At 33.4% G+C, this 19,921-nt stretch carries 17 protein-coding genes; 3 read left to right on the top strand and 14 right to left on the bottom strand.

Annotation, left to right across the window (positions count from 1 at the left end):
• Positions 1-286: 286 nt before the first annotated feature.
• Positions 287-2,053, bottom strand: coding sequence for a 1-deoxy-D-xylulose-5-phosphate synthase (locus Q0828_RS17490; RefSeq protein WP_298424084.1), 1,767 nt, complete (start codon positions 2,051-2,053; stop codon positions 287-289).
• Positions 2,054-2,135: 82 nt separating this feature from the next.
• Between Q0828_RS17490 and Q0828_RS17485 the strand changes: the two genes are divergently transcribed.
• Positions 2,136-2,594 carry a nucleoside deaminase gene (locus tag Q0828_RS17485; protein ID WP_298424081.1) on the top strand — a complete coding sequence of 153 codons (459 nt, stop codon included), beginning with the start codon at positions 2,136-2,138 and terminating at the stop codon, positions 2,592-2,594.
• Between the two features lie 54 nt (positions 2,595-2,648).
• Here the strand turns inward: Q0828_RS17485 and Q0828_RS17480 are convergent, their stop codons facing one another.
• The 9 genes from Q0828_RS17480 to Q0828_RS17440 form a co-directional block, all read right to left on the bottom strand.
• Positions 2,649-2,843, bottom strand: a complete 195-nt coding sequence (locus Q0828_RS17480) for a cold-shock protein (RefSeq protein WP_298424079.1) — start codon at positions 2,841-2,843, stop codon at positions 2,649-2,651.
• A gap of 81 nt (positions 2,844-2,924) precedes the next feature.
• Positions 2,925-3,164 (bottom strand): hypothetical protein, encoded by a 240-nt coding sequence (locus Q0828_RS17475; protein ID WP_298424077.1) that lies wholly within the window; start codon positions 3,162-3,164, stop codon positions 2,925-2,927.
• A 25-nt stretch (positions 3,165-3,189) separates the two neighbouring features.
• Positions 3,190-3,714 carry a hypothetical protein gene (locus Q0828_RS17470; protein WP_298424074.1) on the bottom strand — a complete coding sequence of 175 codons (525 nt, stop codon included), beginning with the start codon at positions 3,712-3,714 and terminating at the stop codon, positions 3,190-3,192.
• Between the two features lie 16 nt (positions 3,715-3,730).
• On the bottom strand, positions 3,731-5,509 hold the full coding sequence (locus Q0828_RS17465; RefSeq protein ID WP_298424071.1) for a chloride channel protein: 1,779 nt from the start codon (positions 5,507-5,509) through the stop codon (positions 3,731-3,733).
• A gap of 34 nt (positions 5,510-5,543) precedes the next feature.
• Positions 5,544-6,485, bottom strand: a complete 942-nt coding sequence (locus Q0828_RS17460; protein WP_298424069.1) for a hypothetical protein — start codon at positions 6,483-6,485, stop codon at positions 5,544-5,546.
• Entirely contained in the window at positions 6,457-7,002 is a 546-nt protein-coding gene (locus Q0828_RS17455; RefSeq protein ID WP_298424066.1) for a hypothetical protein, read from the bottom strand. The genes Q0828_RS17460 and Q0828_RS17455 overlap by 29 nt, the downstream gene beginning before the upstream one ends.
• Before the next feature lie 183 nt (positions 7,003-7,185).
• Entirely contained in the window at positions 7,186-8,940 is a 1,755-nt protein-coding gene (gene aspS, locus Q0828_RS17450; RefSeq protein WP_298424063.1) for an aspartate--tRNA ligase, read from the bottom strand.
• A 270-nt stretch (positions 8,941-9,210) separates the two neighbouring features.
• Positions 9,211-10,110, bottom strand: a complete 900-nt coding sequence (locus Q0828_RS17445) for a hypothetical protein (RefSeq protein WP_298424060.1) — start codon at positions 10,108-10,110, stop codon at positions 9,211-9,213.
• A 28-nt stretch (positions 10,111-10,138) separates the two neighbouring features.
• Positions 10,139-10,816, bottom strand: coding sequence for a DUF6345 domain-containing protein (locus Q0828_RS17440; RefSeq protein ID WP_298424057.1), 678 nt, complete (start codon positions 10,814-10,816; stop codon positions 10,139-10,141).
• Positions 10,817-11,089: 273 nt separating this feature from the next.
• Between Q0828_RS17440 and Q0828_RS17435 the strand changes: the two genes are divergently transcribed.
• Positions 11,090-11,446: a nicotinic acid mononucleotide adenyltransferase gene (locus Q0828_RS17435; RefSeq protein ID WP_298424054.1), complete on the top strand. Its 357-nt coding sequence runs from the start codon at positions 11,090-11,092 to the stop codon at positions 11,444-11,446.
• A 354-nt stretch (positions 11,447-11,800) separates the two neighbouring features.
• Here the strand turns inward: Q0828_RS17435 and Q0828_RS17430 are convergent, their stop codons facing one another.
• The 4 genes from Q0828_RS17430 to Q0828_RS17415 all read right to left on the bottom strand — a co-directional run bounded on the left by Q0828_RS17430 (position 11,801) and on the right by Q0828_RS17415 (position 18,616).
• Complete coding sequence (locus tag Q0828_RS17430) at positions 11,801-15,328, bottom strand: efflux RND transporter permease subunit (protein ID WP_298424051.1); 3,528 nt, start codon at positions 15,326-15,328, stop codon at positions 11,801-11,803.
• A gap of 12 nt (positions 15,329-15,340) precedes the next feature.
• Positions 15,341-16,510, bottom strand: a complete 1,170-nt coding sequence (locus tag Q0828_RS17425; protein ID WP_298424049.1) for an efflux RND transporter periplasmic adaptor subunit — start codon at positions 16,508-16,510, stop codon at positions 15,341-15,343.
• Positions 16,511-16,578: 68 nt separating this feature from the next.
• A complete protein-coding gene (locus Q0828_RS17420; RefSeq protein ID WP_298424046.1) occupies positions 16,579-18,006 on the bottom strand; it encodes a TolC family protein in 1,428 nt (475 codons plus the stop codon).
• A 4-nt stretch (positions 18,007-18,010) separates the two neighbouring features.
• Positions 18,011-18,616, bottom strand: a complete 606-nt coding sequence (locus tag Q0828_RS17415) for a TetR/AcrR family transcriptional regulator (protein ID WP_298424041.1) — start codon at positions 18,614-18,616, stop codon at positions 18,011-18,013.
• Between the two features lie 130 nt (positions 18,617-18,746).
• Here Q0828_RS17415 and Q0828_RS17410 point away from each other — a divergent pair, with 130 nt between their 5' ends.
• Positions 18,747-19,721 (top strand): polyprenyl synthetase family protein, encoded by a 975-nt coding sequence (locus Q0828_RS17410; RefSeq protein WP_298424039.1) that lies wholly within the window; start codon positions 18,747-18,749, stop codon positions 19,719-19,721.
• Positions 19,722-19,921: the final 200 nt, after the last annotated feature.

The raw sequence follows: 19,921 nt of genomic DNA, 5'->3' as shown, positions 1-19,921 counted from the left end.
ATATAAAAAAGATTTTCGCTTATCAGAAGAAATAATGAATGAGCAATCGGAAGTGCTATGCGTAGCGTAATGCATGTAGATTAGTGAATGAATGGTGCATAGCAATTTCCTGCTGAGAGGATTGATTTTTTGTTTCTTTTTCACCAAGAAAGAAGACAGAAACAAACTTTCAAAAGTGAAATTGATTTGAAGATTTGACTATGTATTGATGTAATAATTAATAAACTTTAAATCTATATTCCTGACGCTTCTCTCTAACATCAAGATAATAATAACTAAATTAAACCTACAACAAAGAAATCAACAACTCTTTAATTGCATCTTTCGAAATACCACAGGTTTCGTGTAATTCTTCCACGGTTCCATGTTCAATAAAGTGATCAGGAATTCCGAGTATTTTAATCGTATTTGTATAACCGTGATGTATAGCAAATTCAGTAATGCTACTTCCAAAACCACCTGTAATGACACCATCTTCTAGTGTAACAATAGTTTTAAAATTAGTAAATACTTTATGTAGCAAAGTCTCATCTAGTGGTTTTACAAACTGCATATCAAACAGTGCAATTCTTTTTGATAAGTCAAACTCCTTCGTAGCTTCTATTGCGGAAAACCCAATAGCGCCAATGCTCAAAACAGCAATATGTGTTCCTTCCTTAATATAACGCCCTTTTCCAATTTCGATTTCTTCAAAAGGCTGTTTCCAATCTGTTAACATTCCGCGACCTCTTGGATATCGAATCGCAATCGGATGTTGCAAACCTAGCTGAGCTGTATACATGATATTTCGTAAAGAAACTTCATGTAAAGGCGCAAAGATGATAAGGTTTGGAATGCAACGTAAATAAGCAATATCAAACACTCCGTGATGTGTAGCGCCATCCTGACCTACCAATCCGGCTCGGTCCAAACAAAAAACCACAGGTAGATTTTGCAAAGCGACATCGTGTATCACTTGATCATAAGCACGTTGTAAAAAAGTAGAATATACATTGCAAAATGGAATCAAGCCTTGTGTTGCCATTCCGGCTGCAAGTGTAACGGCGTGTTGCTCGGCAATACCAACATCAAAAGCTCTATCAGGAATTGCTTCCATCATAAACTTTAACGAACTTCCTGTAGGCATGGCTGGCGTAATACCAACAATTTGTTCATTCTTTTCTGCAAGTTCAACAATCGTATGCCCAAAAACATCTTGAAACTTTGGTGGCAAATGTGCTGTGTTTTTCGGAGCTAATTCTCCTGTAAGTCTATCAAACTTTCCTGGTGCATGATACCTTACCTGATCTTCTTCAGCTTTACGCAATCCTTTTCCTTTCGTAGTAATAACATGCAAAAACTTTGGACCTTTTACAGTTTTCAAACGTTCTAATTCAGTAACAATACCTAAAATATCATGTCCGTCAATGGGTCCAGAATACTCAAAATTTAAGGCTTCAAAAATATTATCTTGTTTTTGAGTTCCTTTCTTTACATTGGTTAAATACATTTTCAATGCACCAACACTAGGATCAATTCCAATAGCGTTATCATTCAGAATGATCAAAATATTTGTATCAGTAACTCCTGCATGGTTCATGGCTTCAAACGCCATTCCACTTGCAATAGAAGCGTCGCCAACAACGGCAATATGTTGTTTACTAAAATCTGCTCGTAACTTAGAGGCAATTGCCATTCCTAAAGCGGCAGAAATTGCTGTAGACGAATGCCCAACACCAAAAGTGTCATATTCACTTTCATCACGTTTTGGAAAGCCAGAAATACCATTTTTTCGTCTATTAGTATGAAAAATTTCTCTTCGTTCCGTTAAAATCTTATGTCCATATGCTTGATGGCCAACATCCCAAACGAGTAAATCATTTGGAGTATTAAATACATAATGGAGTGCGATTGTCAAATCTACGACACCTAAACTAGCGCCTAAATGTCCTTCTTTTACAGAGACGATATCAATAATAAATTCACGTAACTCTTTTGCAACTTGTGATAAATCTTCCTTAGAAAGTTTCCGTAAATCGACGGGAGAATAAATATGTGAAAGTAAATTTTTCATGTATAATTGTACAACTACAAAACTACGATTTTTGAAGTTGGTTCGCTAAAAACTTAGTAGTTTTACTGTAGAATCTATTCCTATGAATCTAGAAAGCATCTACGACGATAATTATTTTATGAAAAAAGCGCTGCAAGAAGCAGAAATGGCATTTGAAAAAGGTGAAGTTCCTGTAGGCGCTGTTATTGTAATTGATAATAGAGTCATTGCACGCGGACATAACTTAACGGAAACCTTAACTGATGTAACTGCGCATGCAGAAATGCAAGCTATTACTGCGGCGGCTAACTTTTTGGGTGGAAAATATTTAAAAAGATGTACGTTATATGTTACCTTAGAACCTTGTCAAATGTGTGCGGGCGCGTTGTATTGGAGTCAAATTTCAAATATTGTCTACGGCGCACGTGATGAAGAACGCGGCTGTATTCAGTTAAATACAAAATTACATCCAAAAACAATAATGAAAGGTGGAGTAATGGCAGAAGAAGCTTCAACATTGATGAAACGTTTTTTTCTGCAAAAGCGAAATTTGAATTCATAAAAAAACGCGCAATAAACATTGCGCGTGAAATTGTGAAAGTGGTTTGGAAAAGTACTATTCAATAATTTGTACTTGTGCTGCCACCATTCCTTTTCGTCCTTCTTCTTCTTCGTATGAAACGTTATCGCCTTCGTTTAAAACTAAGCCGTTTAAGTTAGATACGTGAACAAAAATGTCCCTTCCTGTGTCGTCGTTGGTAATGAATCCAAAGCCTTTGTCTTCGTTGAAAAATTTAACTGTACCAGTCATTTGTGATAAAAAATAAAATTAATAGGTATCTAAGTTAGCACTTTTAATGCATATTCAATACAATCGATAGTGTTTTTTGTGTTATTCTTTTCGAGCAAAGTCGTTCATTTCTTTCAAATTTTCATTTGTAAGTATAAAATCTTCTCTCTTTTTATCTTTATATCGATAGTAAATAAATAGCGGCATCCAAATAAAAGAAAATACCAAAATGCAGATTCCAATTACCTTTTGCTCAAAGTTTTCTTCAGAAAATTCATAGTTGTAAGCAAAAATTACCGTGCCCGATAAGATGATGATGAGTATGATAAGAATATATTTCATTTGTTTATTTTTAAAGTAAATAATACTACTGTTCTATTTCTATAGAGTTAAGTATTTTTTCAGTTTTTTTGAGTAATTGTAAAAAAATTCCTGTTTCACTAGAAGGTTTAAGCCAATATGCAGTAGTTGTAACTAAGATAATTTTACCTTTATTTTGAATTGCAATAGCCATAATTTCTACTGGAATATGCGAGACTGTTGCTGTACAAAAATATCGAATAGCTTTTCTATTTCCGTACATCAATTCTCTTCTTACCTTGATTTTAAAATCTTTATATTTCTTATGATTGGATAAATCAATTTCATATTGCTTGGAAAATACTTCTAGTGTTTCATCCTCTTTAGTTTCTTGGATTCCTATAGTTGTAGAGAAGTCAGATGATTTTTTGTCCGATTCCATAATATAGATAAGGTAATCAGGAACTTTTTTTTCTTCCCAAGAATTTGGAAATTTTATAGAGAATCCATTTCTATCAATTGATGTTAGCTCTTGAGAATGAATAATTGATAAATTCATTAAAAATAGTAATGTACATACTAATAACCTCATGTAATAATGTTTAAATCTACCGTGTAAAAGTAATCAACTTTCTTCTATATGCGGTTAATAATTTAGATTTTGAAACGAATCCGTAATATTTTTCTTCTTTTAAAACAGGCAAATTCCAAGCACTACTATCTTGAAATTTTTTCATCACAGATTTCATATTATCTTCTTCATAAATAATATAATCGGGTGCTGCATGCATAAAATCGTTGACCGAAAGTGAATCGTACAAAGACGTATCAAACATAAATTCGCGAATATCATCCAATACAATAATTCCAACTAAAAATTCATCTTCATCGACGACAGGAAATAAGTTTCGTTTTGATTTTGCCACCGCTTTATGCAATAGTTCTCCCAACGTCATTTCGGGTTGAATTTTACTAAAATTTTGCTCAATTACACTATCCAACGCCATTAAGGTTAAAACCGTTTCATCCTTGTTATGTGTCAACAATTCACCAGTTTCAGAAAGTTCGCGTGTATAAATGGTATAGCTTAATAGGTTTTTTGTGATTAGAAACGAAATAGCGCAGGTTAACATTAGCGGAACAAACAAATCGTAACCACCTGTAATTTCTGCAATCAAGAAAATAGCTGTTAATGGCGCATGCAACACTCCTGCAATTAATCCCGCCATACCAACTAATGTGAAATTGGCTTCTGAAACAGAAAACCCAAACTGATTAATTACTTTGGCAACAATATTTCCAAGTGCACTTCCCATCACCATTGTAGGGATGAAAATTCCACCAGAACCACCAGCGGCAAAGGTTGTAGTCATGGCAATGGCTTTAAAAATAGTAATTCCGACTAATAATAAAATGACAACCCATATATTTTCGGTATATCTGTCCAAAGGAGTTTTTCCGAGTGCTTCCATATGATTTCCATCGAGCAAATTGGTGATAAATCCAAAACCTTCTCCATATAAAGGAGGAATAAAGTACAGCATGACGCCAATTGCCAAACCACCGATGATGAGTTTTTTGAGTTTCTGCTCAAATTGATCAAAGAATTTGGTGATGGCAAAATGCATTTTAGTAAAATAGATAGATGCAAACGCAGTTCCAATTCCTAAGAAAACATAAAAAGGAATATCACTTAATTGAAATTGTTCTGAAAGTGTAAAATTGAATAAGTTTTCATTCCCTAAAAAGAAATAGGAAGTCACAACGGCAGAAACAGAAGCTAGTAATAATGGTATTAAAGAAGTTAAGGTTAAGTCTAAACTAAACACTTCAATAGCAAAAATAATTGCTGCAATCGGGGATTTAAATATCGAAGAAATTGCGCCTGCAGCAGCACAACCAATCAATAACATTCGGGTTTTACTATTAATATGAAAAAGCTTGCTAATGTTAGAACTTATAGCTGAACCTGAAGCAACAGCAGGACCTAACAGTCCAACAGAACCACCAAAACCAACCGTTAATGGTGCTGTAATAAGTGGCACATACATTTTATAATTGGCAATAATACCTGTACGTTTAGATAAGGCGTACAAAATGGACGAAATAGCGTGTTCAGTTTTCTTTTTGAAAACAAATTTTAATACTAGATACACTAAAAAGAGTCCAACAAGAGGTAAAATGAAATACAGTTGATTTTTAGAAAAGATAATTCCATTTTCTAACAATGCCTGAATCCAGAAAGTAATGTTTTTAATCGTTACAGCAACCAATCCAGAACCTAAACCTACTAAAACGCTGAGTATAAAAACGAAATTTTTGTTTGAGATATGTTTGTATCTCCAAATTAGAAAACGGGTAAATAATGATTTTTTGCTCGTTGGCATAGTTGATGCTTAGTGTACCTTTAAAAGTACAAATCTAATGCATCGATTCCAATTTCGCTTTCAGGTTTGTATAATCTTCCCAATATAATTGACGAATGGTTTCTACATATGGACGTTGGTCAGAGTAACCGTTATTGAAATTTTCAATGGCTTCATTAACTAAAGTTAATGCTTGTTGATGTTTGTCTTTCAAAATACTTTGTAAAAAAGAGGCACGGGAGTTATTGCTACGCATCTTTTGTTCAAAGTGTATTTTAGCACTAATCTTTATACATTGATCAAATAGGAGAGAAGCTTTAAAGTATTTGACATCTGCAAAGTCTGAATTGTATTTTAATAATGTATTGAAATCTTGCAAAGCCAGTACATCATTTTTTGTTTCTACAGCTAAGTTGTGTGTTAGTTTCCCAGCTTCATAATGTGCAATTCCTCTATACAGAAATGCTTCATGTTCTACCCAATCTTCACCAGTTTCGTCAATCTCTTTTTGAATGTGTTTGTCAAAATAGGCAATGCAATTTTTGTAATCTTTTAACCCTAAATACGCCACGCCACGCCAATAATCTACACTGTGACCTTGCGGAGCATCAATAAAATTAGGAGTTAAAGTATCGGTTGCATCAAAGTCTGCGATAGCACTTTTATAATCGCGATAAAACCATAAATAATTATAGCCTCTGTAGCCTTGCCATGTAACAGGATCTAGTTCAACGGCTTTGTCAATATACTTTTTCCATTCATATGGGATACCACGCTTTAAGAACGGAATTGACAATTCTCGCCATGACTCTGCATGTGTCGAATCTAGTTCAACAGCTTTAGCAAACCCGTTAACACTTTCTGATGTTCCTTGATAATGCGACATTCCATATTCGAACCATGTTATAGCTTCTTCTTTGGTATTTTTATTGTCTTCACATGAACACAATAACCCCACTAAACATATACTAAGGGATAATTTCAGTAACTTTTCCATTCTCTATTCGGTATGATATGTACATATAATAATTTCTTGGGGCGTCGTAATATTCAATAATTTCCCAGTTTTCAGGGTTTGATGTAATGGTAAAAAGTGAATCTACCATTGTTTTGTTGAGCGTTGTTTCTTCTAAATCTAAATTCATTTGAATAATTTCAAACCAACCTGCGTTCCCTTCACAATTCACCAAAAACCGAAAATTTAAATACCCTGAATCTGTAAACGAGTTATTGTTAAACGTTGCATTTATATGATCGCGGAAACGCTTTTTTGAACCTTTATACGCTTTTAAACTTGCGCTACTATAGGTGTTGTAAATTCTGCCTTCATCACAAAGTTTATATGTATCATTAAGCAACGCTTTTTCTAAGTCTATATAGCCAATATAGGTTTTGTAAGGTTTGTTTTCCGTATCAAAAGCTTCGGTATAGCTATAATATGAATAGCCTAGAAATCCTGCAAAAGCTAAGATTGAAACAGCCACAATAGCCATTATTATTTTGAAGATTTTCATGTGTTGGTTTTATCTTATAAATCTAAGGAAAAAAAGAAAGTCAATTTTAGATTTTATATGTAAGTCAAAAATAACAGTATAAACTTCCATTGCTTTGGTATAAACAACGTTGTGTAATGGTTTTTACTAAAAAAGCCGTTTCAATATATATTGAAACGGCTTTTTTATTCTATATGTTTTATATTAAGCTTGTATATCTAATTTGATACTTAACTCTTTTAATTGTTCATCGTCAATTGGTGCAGGCGCATCAATCATAACATCACGGCCAGAGTTGTTTTTCGGGAAGGCAATGAAATCACGAATCGTTTCTTGTCCACCTAAAATAGCAACCAATCTATCCAACCCGAAAGCCAATCCACCATGTGGTGGCGCTCCGTATTGGAAAGCATCCATTAAGAAACCAAACTGTGCTTTTGCTTCTTCTTCGGTAAATCCTAAATGCTTAAACATGATCGCTTGCATTTCTTTATCGTGAATACGAATAGATCCACCACCAATTTCATTTCCGTTTAAAACTAAATCGTAGGCGTTTGCTTTTACATCACCAGGATTTGTGTCTAATAATTCTAACTGACCTGGTTTTGGAGATGTAAATGGATGGTGCATTGCATGATAATGTCCAGTTTCTTCGTCTAGCTCTAATAATGGGAAGTCCATTACCCAAAGCGGTGCAAATTCTTCCGGATTACGCAGGTTTAAGCGTTCTGCTAATTCCATACGTAAAGCACTTAATTGTGCACGTACTTTATTGGTATTTCCTGATAATACACAGATTAAATCACCTGCTTTTGCGCCAGTTGCTGCTGCCCATTTTGCTAAATCTTCTTGGTTGTAAAATTTATCTACTGAAGATTTGAAACTTCCATCTTCATTACATTTTACGTATACCATTCCTAATGCACCAACTTGTGGACGTTTTACCCAATCAATGAGTTTGTCAATTTCTTTACGAGTATAGCTTGCGCCACCTGGAACAGCAATTCCGACTACCAATTCGGCAGAATTGAATACTTTGAATTCTTTATGTTGTGCTACTTCATTTAATTCTCCGAATTCCATTCCAAAACGAATATCGGGCTTGTCATTTCCGTAGGTTTTCATAGCATGATCAAACGTCATTCTAGGGAATTTTTCAATATCAATTCCTTTAATTTCTTTTAGTAAGTGACGTGTTAATCCTTCAAATACATTTAAAATATCTTCTTGCTCTACAAACGCCATTTCGCAGTCAATTTGTGTAAATTCTGGTTGTCTGTCGGCACGTAAATCTTCATCACGGAAACATTTTACAATCTGGAAATATTTGTCCATTCCACCAACCATCAATAGTTGTTTGAAGGTTTGTGGCGATTGCGGTAATGCATAAAATTGTCCTTCATTCATACGAGAAGGCACTACAAAATCACGCGCACCTTCAGGTGTCGACTTGATTAAGTATGGTGTTTCAACTTCAATAAATTCTTGCTCAGACAAGTATTTACGAACTTCCATTGTTACTTTATGACGAAATATTAAGCTGTCTTTTACAGGATTACGACGAATATCAAGGTAGCGATATTTCATTCGTATATCTTCTCCACCGTCAGTTTCATTTTCAATGGTAAAAGGTGGCAATAGTGAAGCGTTTAAAACCTTGAGTTCTTTTACTAAAATTTCAATATCTCCCGTAGGCATATTAGGATTTTTAGAAACACGTTCAATTACCTCACCTGTGACTTGGATCACAAATTCTCTACCTAGTGTTTTTGCAGTTTCAAAAACGGTTTTTGGAGTACGTTCTTCATCAAAGATTAATTGTGTGATTCCGTAACGATCGCGAAGATCGACCCAAATCATAAATCCTTTATCTCTAGACTTTTGTACCCAACCTGATAAGGTAACTTCTTGTGTAATGTGTGATGATGTTAATTCACCACAACTATGTGATCTGTACATGTGTATGCGATTTTAAAAGCGCAAATTTAATGGTTTTTAGCGGATGAATGGTGTAGGAATTGAAATATTTTGAAGAAGAAATTGAAGCTAGAATTGAAGCTTAAACCGAAAATGAAGTCGAATTTGAAAAAAAACGATCTAAAAAGTATCATTTTTGCCAAGCTAAACTTGATTCGGCTTCTCATAATACTTGAATTTGGAATTAGATACGTTCAATAATAAACGCTTCACAATAATTTGCAAAGCGTTTTTTGTATGATGTGAATTGTATTAATTAAAAACAGTTTCCAACGGTTGATTCATTTGTCCTCTGCGTTTTGCCATTTCTTGACTTTCTTTAGCGGCAATGACATATAAATTGAAATCGTAGTTTTCTAATTCAGGTGTTGACACACTTCCTTGTACTTTGTATACAGGGATTAAAAATCGTTGTAAATCTGACGGGCTTGCCGCATAGTAACCTAATGTTACATCTGTAATTTCTCCAGAACTCTTTCCTTGTTCTTTAATTACGGCAAATCGGAAATTGTCAAATACTTGTTGTACTGCTTCTTCGGCAGAAATTACTTCAGCTTTTCCTTCTTGTTTTGGGACTCTATTGAAGTGTGCAATTTGTACTAATTGATTGTTATTTATATATGATATTTGTGTTTTTGCACCAGAACCAAATATTGGTAAGCCTTCCAATTGATGGGTAAAGTTTACATTAACGCTTGTTGGAATTTTTTCAGAATCTGTATCTTTTGGAGATTCACTTGTTGATGTAAAAGTGTTTGAAACTGAATGCACTTTCATTGTACTGGTATCAATTTTTAATTCTTCTAATAGCTTTTGTGCATTGTGAACCGCTTCTTTTTCAGAAGGTAAATTTTTAGAAAGTTCTTTATTTTCACTGTATGCATTTTCACGATCTGTCCACCAAAAAGAATCGCTCCCTGTATATATTTCTAAAGCTTCTTTATTGTTTCTGATGATTAATTGATCGCCTAAATCTCTTAGTTCTCCTTTTGTTTTAAAGCTTGCACGCAACTGTTCCGTACGTTTTGCGATATAGTTTGCGTATTCTTTGTTTTTAGGAGAAGCTGTGTCAAAGTGAAACGTTTTATACATTGGAATATGACCAACGTGTTTTGGTAATTTTGTATTGAATTTAAATAATGAATCGTTCATTTGTATTGTTTTTTTTGATGATTGAATGTTAACAGTTTCCTTTTGCGTATGCTAATTGTGTAGGATTATCAGGATCATCACTTATAAAACCTTTTCCATGCCAATGATCACTATATGTGCTGATACTTCCTTCGTTTGCACGTAAATATGCCCATTCTGTTGCTGTTGGTTCTGTTTCTATACAAGCTTTAATCCAAGCTTCACGTACTGTCCAAGAATCATTTAATCGTTTTGCAAATTTTTCTCCTCGATCTCTTCGATCATAACATATTGTTGCAAATCCTAATATAAAATGAAGTCCTTTAAAAACTCCCCAACCCCAACGATCAAAAACACCATCAAATTCTAATGCTTGACAACCATCAAACACTATCCATTCAAGATGTTTGTCGCCTAATTCCATTTCTGTATTTCTGGCTTTTCCATTATCAAAGTCATCTCTTCCAAAAAGTAAATAACTTCTTGAGCCATGACCTGAAAAGAATGCGATATCTACATTATCGGCGTAGGTTGTGTCGGTTCCTTGAGAAGGATTTCCTTTTCCTGATTTTTCAAAATCACGATCCCAAGCTAAATTGTCTCCATAATCAAATTGCCTTACACCATCTAACTTATTGTAAAATCCTCTTGCGTTGTTGTCATTGTTACTAAGGTCAGAAGCGTTTCCGTTATACTGATTGACCCATTCAATTCCAATTGATCCCATAAATAGTAGTTTTAGTTTTTTTAATCTAGTTTTTACCAAAACTAGATGGTTTCGTAAAAGTTTGCAGCCATGAATATCCTAAATACCATTAGGTGTTTTCACCCTTTTTTGTGTAAGATGGCTTCTTGTGTAAATAATTAAGTGTTTGAAATTCAATTATTTGGATTTTTAATGTTAATTTAATGTTACGTAAATGTTGCTTAAAAGTAAAAAAATAGTTAAGTTTGTAACATAATTATTAATAAGACCCAAATCATTAAAAAATATATAGATATGAAAAAGTTACTTTTAATAGCAGTTTTCCTAGTTTCAGGAGCAACTGCATTCGCACAAAACAATAAGCCAACACTAGAGAAAAAAGGAGATGTAATTGAAGCTACTTATTTTCACAATAATGGAGCAGTGGCACAAACAGGATTTTTTAATTTAGACGGAAAATTACAAGGAGAGTGGAAATCATATGATGTCAATGGAAAGAAAACTGCTGTTGGAAACTATGAGAATGGACAAAAAGTTGGAAAGTGGTTCTTTTGGAATACAGACAGCTTAAGTGAAGTTGATTTTTCTAATAGTAAAATTAAAAATGTAAATAACTGGCAACGTACGACGAAAGTTGTGAGTAATAAATAGTAAGAAAAGATTTAACGATCATACGGAAAGCCCGGAATCAATTTGATTTCGGGTTTTTTTGTTTCTGATGTTTTTAGCTTGATATAATCATCGTATTAAATACTTTATGATGACGAATTCCCTCTTTTTATTTACCGTAGACACGCTATTTAAAAGAGTAAATTCATTTTTAATTTCTGGTTATTATGTAAATCTTGGTATGTTAAATCAAAGATATTCAATTACACAGTGGTTGTTCTGTCATTGTAAAAAGGAGCTAGCTAGATTCATAGTTTCTTTTAATTATAAAAATGTAATTATGATATAAAAAAACTCCGCTAATTAGCGGAGTTTTTAGTCGAATATTTAATATGATTATACCGTTTCTATTGGTAAATCAATTTCGTTGATATCATCATCTTCCTTAATGATATTTTCATATTCAATTGGTCGTTTACTTTTGAACGCCCAGAATTTGAATTTCGTAATTAGGAAGAATAATATTGGAACAATAATTAGTGTAAGGAATGTTGCAATGATTAATCCGTAGATTACCGTCCATGCTAATGGTCCCCAGAAAATTACGTTGTCTCCACCTAAGTATATTTTTGGATCAAATTCACTAAATAGTGAGAAGAAATCAATATTAAATCCGATTGCTAACGGTATTAATCCTAATACAGTTGTAATTGCTGTAAGTAATACAGGGCGTAAACGTGCTTTTCCAGCTCTAACGACTGCTTCAAATACATCTGGTATTGGAAGATATTTACTTTCACCAATTTCTAATTCGTGTTTCTTTCTATCAATTAGAAGTTGTGTATAATCTAGTAAAACTACACCATTGTTTACCACAATTCCTGCCAAAGAAATTATTCCCATCATTGTCATCATAATCACGAATGGCGCACCTGTGATTAAAATTCCACCAAAAACACCAATCAAACTTAAGAAAATAGCAATCATGATAATTGTTGGTTTTGAGATAGAGCTAAATTGGAAAATTAAAATTAACATAATTAATCCTAAACCAGCAAAGAACGCACCTCCTAAAAAGTTTTGTTGCTTTTCTTGTTCTTCAATTTGTCCTGTAAAATCTACTTTGATTCCTTCTTCCTCTACATCAAATTCGTCACCGATTTCTGCTTGAATTTGGGAAACAATTGCTCCTGCATCTGTAAATCCTGGAGCCATACCAGAATATACGGTTACAACACGTTTGTAATCGTTATGTTTTATGGCGCTAAATCCAGAAGTGTTTTGCTGTTTGGTTACTGCTGAAACAGGAATTTCTTTTAGTTGCCCCATTTGGTTTCTAAAAATCAATTTCTGATTGAATAATGAACTTGCGTTGTAGCGGTTGTCATCGTTAAAACGAACATATATGTCATAATCTTCTCCGTCTTCTTTGTATACGGCAGCTTTTACACCAAATAAAGAGTTACGTAATTGTTGTCCAACTTGACCAGCAGAAACACCTAATTCTCCTGCTTTTTCTCTGTCAACAACCACTTGCATAGCAGGTTTTCCTTTGTTTACATCTATTTTTAATTCTTCAATTCCAGGAATGTTTTTAGAATTTATGATATCACGTAATCTTTCTGCTTGGGCAATTAGTTCTGTATAGTCATTACCTTCTAATTCGATATTGATAGGATATCCAGCTGGTGGACCTACAGCATCTTTTTCTACAGAAATAGCGACTCCAGGATAAATTCCTTTTAATGCTTCTGTTACTTTGGTACGCAATACTTCACTGTCTTCTCCTTTACGGAATTTGTATTCGCGCATGGACGCAGTAATTTTTCCTTTGTGTGGCATTTCTGCTGATGATCCACCATCTGTTTGTGGATTTCCAGCACCTTCACCAACTTGAGAAACAGCCGATTCTACTAAGAAGTTATGATCACCATTTTCCATGTATTCTGCACCGTTTAATACAGTATATACACGTTGTTCTATGTCTTTAGTGATTTGATTTGTTTTGTCAATTGCTGTTCCTTGTGGATATTCGATATAGACAATAATTTGATTTGGTTTATTGTCTGGGAAGAATTCTACTTTTGTACGTTTACTTCCAATAGATCCTCCAAATGCCATAAATGTTGCTATTAGTAAAGCTAAGGTTCCAAAAGAGAATACATATGGTCTCCAACCTCCTAAAGCAAATCGTAAGAAACGTTCATATGCTCTTTCTAAGGCAGCTAAAATTCTGTTTTGGAAGAAACGTGCCATCGGTTTTAATGCATATTTATATACCCAAAACATAATAGCTATGAATATGAATAGTGTGCCTAAACCTTTACCAGCACCGCCAATGATATAACAGATAACAGCCAAGAATAGTAATGAAGCAGTTACAATGAGTAATTGTCTTATTTTTAGTCTGCGTTCACCAACTTCCATGAATTTTGATACCATCATAGAGTTTATAAAGATAGCTACGAATAGTGAGGAACCTAATACTACTGAAAGTGTAATAGGGAAGTAGATCATAAATTGTCCCATAACACCTGGCCACATTCCTAATGGAACAAAGGCAGCTACAGTAGTTGCTGTAGATATGATAATTGGAAAGGCAATTTCTCCAATTCCTTTTTTCGCCGCTTCAATACGTGACATTCCTTCTTCATCCATTAAACGGTATACGTTTTCTACAACCACAATTCCGTTATCTACTAACATTCCTAATCCCATAATTAGGGCAAAAAGAATCATAGTATTCATTGTATAGCCTAGCATGTCAAGAATCATAAATGACATAAACATCGACATCGGAATTGCTAATCCTACGAATAAGGCATTTCTAAATCCAAGGAAAAACATTAATACAAATACTACGAGAATGATTCCGAAAATGATATTGTTTACCAAATCATTCACCTGATTGATTGTCTTTTCAGATTGATCATTGGTAATGGAAACTGCTAATTCTTCATGATCTTCTTTAAACTTATCAATAATTACATTGATTTGTTCTGCGGCAGCCACCATGTTTTTACCTGCACGTTTTTTTACATCAAGCATTACAACACTTTCTCCAAATTCACGTGCATATGTAGTTTTGTCTTCTTCTTTGAAACGCACTGTTGCAATATCTCTAAGGTATACAGGACCGTCTAATGATTTTACAACGAAGTCTTCTAGTTCTTTAGGATCTTCTATTTCTCCTAAAATACGAATGGTACGTCTTTGCCCTGAAGAAATCATATTACCTGCAGAAATTGTTACGTTTCCGTTGGCAATTGCATTTCGTACATCATCAAAGTTTACTTGTGCAGCCATCATTTTGTAGACATCAACGGCTACTTCAACTTCTTTTTCTTGTGCGCCACGAATGTCAACTTGTTTGATTTCTTTTAAATCTTCAATTTCATCTTCAAGAAATTCGGCATATTCTTTTAATTTTTCTATTGGATAATCTCCAGAGATATTAATGTTAAGAATTGGCGTTTCTTCAGAAATATTAAGGTCAAATACATTTGGTTCAACTTTCGCATTGTTAAAAATTGGCCAATCTTCACCGCCTTTTTCAGCATCAACTTCGTCTTTTACCTTTTGTTTGGCAGCTTCAACCGTAAGACTTTCGTCAAATTCAACAACAATAATTCCGTAATCTTCTTGTGATGTAGAGGTAACTTCTACTACATTACTTACGTTTTTGATACGATCTTCTAGTGGATCGACAATTAGTTTTTCAATATCTTCAGCAGTATTTCCTGGATATATGGTACTAATGTAAATTTTCGTTTCTTTAATTTCTGGGAAATTCTCTCTAGGCATACTAAAGTACGCAGAAAGCCCAAGGACTAAGAGTAACCCCATGATGATATAGATAATAGTGGCATTATCTATAGCCCAAGAGGATAGTTTAAACTCTTTATTGATTTTTTTATCAGACATCGGTTTGATAGGTTATTTTTTAGTTATAATCGTTACTTCTTGACCATCTTTTACACTACGTGCACCTTCTTTAATTACGGCGTTTCCATCAGTTAATCCTTCTACAACTTCAATAAAGTCTCCTTGTGTTTTTCCTGTAGAAATGATTACTTTTTTTGCTTTTGCAATGTCTCCATTGATAGCATCAGCTATGTACACATATTGTTCTCCTTCTGCATTTTCAGAAATTACACTTTGTGGAATTAAGATTGCTTTTGGATTTGTATAATCGTTGATTTTAAGCTTTGCTGTTAAGTTTGGTTTGATGTTTCCATCTTTGTTAGGAACAGCAATTTCTACCTTGAAAGTACGGTTGTTTGGATCTATGAAATCTCCAGCCTGACGAATTTTAGCATCAATTGTTTTTCCTAATACTGGAAAATATACTTCCACCGTTTTTCCTTTTTTAACATTTGTTAAATATTTTTCAGGAATTACTGCTTCAATATACATGTCGCCCAAGTTTACAATACGCATTACTTGCGATTGTCCTGCTGCAACAACTGATCCTTGCTCTGTAATTACATCATCAATAATTCCAGAAAAAGGTGCTCTAATAGCTGTTTTGCTGAGTTGTACTTTTAATTGATCAACAGCTTTTTGTTGCGCTTCGTACGTTGATTTTGTTTGCAAGTATTGAATTTCTGAACCAATTTTTTGATCCCATAATCTTTTTTGACGATCGTATGTTGTTTTGGCTAAATCTGCTTGAATTTGCAATTGAGCCAATTGTTGATTCAATCCATTATCATCAACTCTAGCTAAAATTTGTCCTTTTGCAACACGTTGTCCTTCTTTTACAAATACTTGTTGTAAAATTCCATTAGTTTCAGGTGTGATGACAATATTTTTCTTTGTATCAACATTTCCTTGTAATTCAAGGTAGTGATTAAAAATAGTGTCTTTGGCTGCAAACGTAGTAATCAATGTTTTCTTCTTGGTAGGATTGATTTCTTCAATAGCATCTGCAATTACTTTTATTTCTGCGTCAAGCTCAAGCTTTTTAGCTTTTAATTCATCTCTTTTTTCTTCTAGTTTTTTGACGTCTTTTGCAGCAATAAGCGCATCTACATCTTTATTTCCACCACCACAAGAAACTAAGAGTAGTATGATTGGAATGAGTAGTATATTAATTTTTTTCATTATGATTGATCTTTTATAGTTGATGAGTTGATATGTTTTAAAGTTTATTGGTTTTAGAACTTATCAACTTAGTTTGTTTGATTTAAAATTGTTTCTAATTCGGCTTTCTTATTCACAACATCTAACATAGCTTGTAAATATTCTTGTTGTGCTGTATATAATTGAGTTTGTGCTTGACGTAAATCGAAACTTGAGGCAACACCTTCAAAGAATTTTATTTGATTTTTATTTTCAATTCGTTCTGAAAGGCGTAAGTTTTTCTTAGCAGTTTCGTATTCTTCAATAGATAATTGGTAATCACTTTTTGCAGAAGCAACTTGTAGTTTTAATTGTTGTTCGGTTTCTAGCAAATCATCTTGTGCAATATCTAAATTGATTTTTGCACGTTGTGTAGAAGCACTTCGTTGTAAAGAACTAAAAATTGGAATATTCAAGCTAACTCCAAAAGCAGCAGAGCCAAACCATTGTTGCTCTTTCTGGAAAAAGTCAAATGAGTTTCCATTTCCGTTATAACCAGCAGTTACAAAACCTGAAAGTGACGGCAATGCTTTACTTTTTTCTAACTTTAATAATAATTCTTTGGAACGTGTATCATTTGCAGCAATTCTGTAATCAACAGTACTTGTAACATCTTCTTCAACAGTTAAAATTGACGGAACAATATTTTCTAGTGTCAATGCTTGAAGTGTATCTGTTAAGCTAGTTTCATTATTTAAATCAATACCTAATGTAATATTTAACATCTTGTATGATAACTCGCGTAAACGTTTTACATTACGTAAATTACTTTCAATGCTAGATAGAGTAATTTCCAACTGCTCTACGTCTTCTTCTTCTGTTAAACCGTTTTCGTAAATTTTTCTAGTTTCATTTAAATTCTTCTCTAGCGTCACTTTATTACGTTCTAAAATGGCAACACTTTCTTCTGAAAGTAACACATTTCCATATGCATTGATAACTGCTTTACGAATTTGTAAATCAGTTTTCTCTTTTGCATTTTCAGAAATTTCTAAGAATACTTTTGCCGATTGCAATCCTACTAAATACGAACCATCAAAAATTAATTGTCTTAATGTAATGTTTGCATTTACAGATTGTTTTGTTCCGAAAACTACAGGAATAAAATCGTCTGCAGCTGGTGCTGTAGGAATGTTATCAATTACTGGCAAACTACTTAAGTCGTAAAAATCGTTTAATTGTCTAATTTGATTATACGGATCAAAAGCACTTGCTGGAAGCAATGAAACTTGTTGTTTTATATTGTTTTGATAGTCAACAGATCCATTAATTTGTGGAAGTCCTGTTGCTGTTGTTTCCCATTTTTGCTTTTTTGCAGCTTCAATATTGCGGACTGCATTTTTAGCGGTTCTATTGTTTTCAAGTGCAAAAGCAATGGCTTCATCCAAAGAGAAACTTTTGGGCACTTCTTGATTTTCTTGCGAAAATCCTAAGCTTAGAAAACATAAACTAAAGATAAATATTAGTCTGTTTTTCATAGTATTATGATTGATTAGTTGTTATGAATTTATGTAGTGTTTCAAGTCCTTTAGGTGTGCAAATTCCACGTATGTGATATTCTAAAAAGTATTCCATTAGTGTGTTCATAGAGAATTCTTTTAAAGGGAATAATTCGTTGTCTTTTATTCCTATAACACCATTAAAATAAATACGGGCAATAAATTCTATATTAATGGTATCTCTATAAACGCCTGATTCTACTCCGCGGATTAGATTATCTTTTACGCAATCTTGCATCACGTCATATTGTTTCTTTTTTAAGGTTGCATAGATTTTTGGATAATATTTTTGTAATTGATATTGTGGTGATGATTTTTCATCTTTTAAATGCTCCATAACAAAGCGTTTGATTTCGTATAATTCTTCAATAGAATTCTTTTGCGTTGCACAAATCAGGTCTATACCTTCACTAATTACACAAAACAAAGAAGCTGTTACTTCATTTACTAAATCTGTTTTGTTGCTAAAGTGTGTGTATATGGTTTTTTTTGATATCCCCATTTCATTGGCAATATCGTCCATTGTTACACTCTTAAACCCTAAATTTAAGAATAACTCTGTTGCTGTTATTTTAATTTTCTCTTTCATAAATAGAATGCAAATGTAGGCAGGAAACTTTGAAAACAAAAAAAGTTTCCTAAGTTTTTACATTTATTTAACAATCAATTTTACTTTGCATAAATTGTAATTATGGTATTTTAGCTGAAAATTTTATTGCATGACACATATTGCGAACTATCGAGAGACTTTCTTAACATATTTAGAAGAAAAGGTAGTGCTCACAGAACCAAAGAATTTATACGAACCTATTCTGTATATTCTTCAATTAGGAGGAAAACGACTGCGACCAGTATTAACATTAATGACTGCTGAAATTTTTGGAACTTCCCGTGAGAAAGCCTTAGATGCTGCTTTAGCCGTTGAGGTTTTTCATAACTTTTCATTAGTGCATGATGACATTATGGATGATGCGCCTTTGCGAAGAGGAAAGGAAACTGTACATGAAAAATGGGATATTAATACAGGGATTTTGTCAGGTGACGCCATGCTCATTATAGCGTATCAATTATTTGAAAACTATGGAGATGGTGTGTTTAGAAAACTAGCACAACTATTTAGCAAAACAGCAATCGAAGTTTGCGAAGGACAACAATATGATATTGATTTTGAAGTTAGAAACGATGTTACAATTCCTGAATATTTAAAAATGATTGAATACAAAACGGCCGTTTTGGTTGGAGCAGCTATGAAAATGGGTGCTATTGTAGCAGAAGCCAGTGAAAAAGATGCAGAAGCTATTTATGACTTTGGTCGAAATTTAGGTTTGGCGTTTCAGTTACAAGATGATTATTTAGACGCCTATGGCGATCCAGAAACGTTTGGAAAGCAAGTAGGAGGTGATATTATTGAAAACAAAAAAACCTATTTATACTTAAAAGCATATCAAAATAGCTCGCAAGAAAATCAAGAAAGTTTGCAACACTTATTTTCTATTCAGCCAGAAGATACTACTGAAAAAGTGGAAACGGTAATGCAAATTTTTAACGAAAGTAAAGCGCCTGAAGCAATTAAAGAAGCTATTGAATCGTATACTAAAAAAGCATTTGATGTGTTAGAGACATTGAACATTGAAGCAACGCAAAAACAATTGCTAAAAGCTTTTGGAACGCAATTGATGAATAGAACGGTTTAGTGAAACTCAAGTTTTGAGAAATCTGCAAGATGCACTCAAAATTGTAAGTTGAACTAATCCCACAGAAGTACGGGATCTCAGATTTCTTTAAAATTAGAAGTTAGTTTTGAGTTTTTATGCAATGCTGAATCATGTTCAGTATGACGAAGATGTAATCAATTTATAGTATCAAATTGACTCAACAAATTTAAAAGTCTTAC

The organism is uncultured Kordia sp., from assembly GCF_947496985.1.
In the GTDB taxonomy this organism is placed as follows: Bacteria; Bacteroidota; Bacteroidia; order Flavobacteriales; family Flavobacteriaceae; genus Kordia.
The sequence above is the reverse complement of the archived record's forward strand: the minus strand, read 5'-3'. Positions and strand labels throughout refer to the sequence as shown.

Coding starts and splice junctions, on each gene's coding strand:
- Q0828_RS17490 (WP_298424084.1), bottom strand. CDS start 2,053: ATGAAAAATTTACTTTCACATATTTATTCTCCCGTCGATTTACGGAAA.
- Q0828_RS17485 (WP_298424081.1), top strand. CDS start 2,136: ATGAATCTAGAAAGCATCTACGACGATAATTATTTTATGAAAAAAGCG.
- Q0828_RS17480 (WP_298424079.1), bottom strand. CDS start 2,843: ATGACTGGTACAGTTAAATTTTTCAACGAAGACAAAGGCTTTGGATTC.
- Q0828_RS17475 (WP_298424077.1), bottom strand. CDS start 3,164: ATGAAATATATTCTTATCATACTCATCATCATCTTATCGGGCACGGTA.
- Q0828_RS17470 (WP_298424074.1), bottom strand. CDS start 3,714: ATGAGGTTATTAGTATGTACATTACTATTTTTAATGAATTTATCAATT.
- Q0828_RS17465 (WP_298424071.1), bottom strand. CDS start 5,509: ATGCCAACGAGCAAAAAATCATTATTTACCCGTTTTCTAATTTGGAGA.
- Q0828_RS17460 (WP_298424069.1), bottom strand. CDS start 6,485: ATGGAAAAGTTACTGAAATTATCCCTTAGTATATGTTTAGTGGGGTTA.
- Q0828_RS17455 (WP_298424066.1), bottom strand. CDS start 7,002: ATGAAAATCTTCAAAATAATAATGGCTATTGTGGCTGTTTCAATCTTA.
- aspS (WP_298424063.1), bottom strand. CDS start 8,940: ATGTACAGATCACATAGTTGTGGTGAATTAACATCATCACACATTACA.
- Q0828_RS17445 (WP_298424060.1), bottom strand. CDS start 10,110: ATGAACGATTCATTATTTAAATTCAATACAAAATTACCAAAACACGTT.
- Q0828_RS17440 (WP_298424057.1), bottom strand. CDS start 10,816: ATGGGATCAATTGGAATTGAATGGGTCAATCAGTATAACGGAAACGCT.
- Q0828_RS17435 (WP_298424054.1), top strand. CDS start 11,090: ATGAAAAAGTTACTTTTAATAGCAGTTTTCCTAGTTTCAGGAGCAACT.
- Q0828_RS17430 (WP_298424051.1), bottom strand. CDS start 15,328: ATGTCTGATAAAAAAATCAATAAAGAGTTTAAACTATCCTCTTGGGCT.
- Q0828_RS17425 (WP_298424049.1), bottom strand. CDS start 16,510: ATGAAAAAAATTAATATACTACTCATTCCAATCATACTACTCTTAGTT.
- Q0828_RS17420 (WP_298424046.1), bottom strand. CDS start 18,006: ATGAAAAACAGACTAATATTTATCTTTAGTTTATGTTTTCTAAGCTTA.
- Q0828_RS17415 (WP_298424041.1), bottom strand. CDS start 18,616: ATGAAAGAGAAAATTAAAATAACAGCAACAGAGTTATTCTTAAATTTA.
- Q0828_RS17410 (WP_298424039.1), top strand. CDS start 18,747: ATGACACATATTGCGAACTATCGAGAGACTTTCTTAACATATTTAGAA.